The organism is Luteococcus sp. Sow4_B9 (assembly GCF_052116585.1).
Taxonomy (GTDB): domain Bacteria; phylum Actinomycetota; class Actinomycetes; order Propionibacteriales; family Propionibacteriaceae; genus Luteococcus.
In genome coordinates, this window is record NZ_JBQKKT010000050.1 from 1 (window position 1) to 2,611 (window position 2,611).

At 69.3% G+C, this 2,611-nt stretch carries 2 protein-coding genes; both read left to right on the plus strand.

Annotated features, from left to right (window positions below; genetic code table 11):
• Positions 1–312: 312 nt before the first annotated feature.
• Entirely contained in the window at positions 313–1,656 is a 1,344-nt protein-coding gene (locus ACTQ49_RS14830) for an MFS transporter (protein WP_277453580.1), read from the plus strand.
• An 85-nt stretch (positions 1,657–1,741) separates the two neighbouring features.
• Positions 1,742–2,581: an IS5 family transposase gene (locus ACTQ49_RS14835; RefSeq protein WP_441828608.1), complete on the plus strand. Its 840-nt coding sequence runs from the start codon at positions 1,742–1,744 to the stop codon at positions 2,579–2,581.
• Positions 2,582–2,611 lie beyond the last annotated feature (30 nt).

Here is a 2,611-nt window from a genome sequence, read left to right on the forward strand (position 1 = left end):
AGAGCTCGCGCGGATAGGAGGGACAGGTCCGGGGGCGAATATTCCCCGCTGCTAGCATCTGTAGCATGTCAGGCGCTTCGAGCTCGGCCGCTTGCGCGGCAGTGACCAGGACGTCCCGCTAGCGGCGGGACGTCCGGCACACAGCAACACCTCACCTGGAACGTCCAGCCGCTTCGTGATCAGACCGGAGCGGCCCTTCGTGCTGCTCGGAAACTCTTCAGAGCGACGGAGCAATTGATGCTTTCAGGCACTTCCACCACTTCATGCGGGATCGGTCCCGCCCCTGTGCGGGCATGGCTCGTGCTGTGCGCGATGTCGATGCTGCAGTTCTTCATCGCGGTCGACGTGACCGTGGTCAACATCGCGCTGCCCTCGATCGGCGCGGACCTCGGCGTCGGGGGACACTCCCTGACCTGGGTCGTGGTCGGCTACACCATCACCGGCGGAGGGCTGCTGATGCTCGGCGGTCGGCTCGGTGACCTTCTCGGCCGCCGCCGCACCCTCCTGGTCGGCACGAGCGTCTTCGGCGCGGCCTCCCTGCTGGCTGGCCTGGCCCCGTCCTTTCCGGTCCTGGTCGCGGCCCGCCTGCTCCAGGGCGCGGGCGAGGCTGTCGCGCTGCCCGCGGCGATGGCGACCATCGTGCTGCTCTTCCCCGAGGGGCCGCGCCGCTCACGGGCCCTGAGCGTGTGGGCGGCCGTGGCCAGCTGCGGCCTGGTTCTCGGGTTCGCCCTGTCAGGGATCATCACCGCCCACCTGGGCTGGCGCTGGGTCTTCCTGGTCTCGGTGCCCTTCATCCTGGTCGTGATCGTGGCCGCGCTGCTCCTGGTACCGGCCGACCGGCCCGCGTCCGGGGGACGGTGCCGCTTGGACCTTCCCGGTTCGCTCCTGCTGACCGCGTGCCCGCTGCTGTTCGTCTACGCCGCGGTCGAGGCGGGCGAGCCTGCCACCGGCCTGTGGGTCAGCGGGGTCGCGCTGGTGTGCGCGGTGCTGGCTGCTGCCGGGTTCGTGCGGGTCGAGTCGAGGTCGCCGAACCCGCTGGTCCCGCTGACCTTCTTCGCCGATCGGGCCCGGCTGCGGGCGAACCTGACGACGATGCTGCTCAGCGGTGCGTTGTCGACCTCGTTCCTGCTGTTCACGTTCTACCTGCAGGACAGGCTCGGTATCGGGCCTCTGGGGGCAGGCCTGACGATGCTGCCCCTGGCCGTGGCGCTGATCGTGGCCTCGGTGCTCGTGCCTCGGCTGCTGGGACACTGGGGCGCACGCGCCTGCGTGCTGGTCGGCCTGGCAGCGGCTGCCGGCGCGATGGGCGTGGTCGCGCTCGTGGCCGTCCTGGGTGGTGGAGCGGTGTGGCTGCTCCCGGCGATGCTACTGATCGCAGCGGGCATGGGCTTCGGGCTCGTGGGTCTGCAGTACATCGCAGTCAGCGGCACCACCGAGGAGGACGCCGGGATCGCCTCCGGCGTCCAGCGAGCATCTGACCAGCTCGGCGGAGCAGCCGGGGTGGCCGTCTACGTCGGCCTCGGGTTCGCACCGGCCCTGCACTCCGGGGACCCGTTCGTGGTCGCTGCGGTGCTCGCCGTTATCGGGCTGGTCGTCGGTGCCGTGGTCATCTCCCGCTCGCCGTCCACCGCGGCGGGGCAGCCGCAGGTCGGGTAGCAGGACCGGGGCCGCCGCACCGCGCCCGGACGGTACGGCGCGGCGGCCCCGCCCTTCTTCTCGACGACGACGATCACAAGACCACGTGCCCGTCCTGCCCGGCTTCATCGCCGACCCTCTGTGGGAACAGTTCCGAGCCCTGCTGCCCGAACGCAACATCAACCACCCTTTGGGGTGTCACCGCCCGCGCATCCCAGACCGGGTCGTCTTTGACAAGCTTCTGGCCCGCCTCGTCCTGGGAGGTACCTACCAGCAGCACGCCGATGAGACCTGCTCGGCGACCACGATGCGAGCCCGCCGGGACGAGTGGATCCGTGCCGGCGTGTTCGAGCGGCTCCACCACCTGGCGCTGGAAGCCTACGACCAGGCTGTCGGCCTCGACCTGGACAACCTCGTGGTCGACGGATGCATCGTCAAGGCACCGTGCGGAGGAGAGAACACCGGCCGCAGCCCTGTCGACCGCGGCAAATCGGGTCTCAAGAGATCGGTGCTCGTGGACGGCGGCGGGATTCCGATCGGATGGGTGCTGGCCGGGGCCAACAGGAACGACTCTCCGCTCCTGCGTCCGACGCTAGAGACCCTCGCCGTGTTCGGATTCAGGCTTCCTGAGGTCATGATGGTTCACCTGGATGCGGGCTATGACTCGGCTCGGACCCGGGATCTTCTCTCCGAGCTGGGCTGCACCCCGAACATCACTCCCAAGGGGGTATTTCTGCCTATCAACCACACTCGTCGATGGGTCGTCGAGCGGACCAACTCATGGCACAACAGAGGGTTCTCGGCGCTGGCGAGGGTGACCGACCGGCAAGGGTGCGTGCAGAACGCCTGGGTGGCGCTGGCCAGCGCGATCATCATCATCCGCCGCCTGGTCCGGCAGTCCTGGAAGCGCTACCGGTGGGACTCTCGTCCTGCCCGGTGCCCCTGATCCATACGCCGTCCTATCCGCGCGAGCTCT

Bases quoted from the DNA above. Each gene is read 5' to 3' on its own strand.
- ACTQ49_RS14830 (WP_277453580.1), top strand. From the start codon at position 313: ATGTCGATGCTGCAGTTCTTCATCGCGGTCGACGTGACCGTGGTCAAC.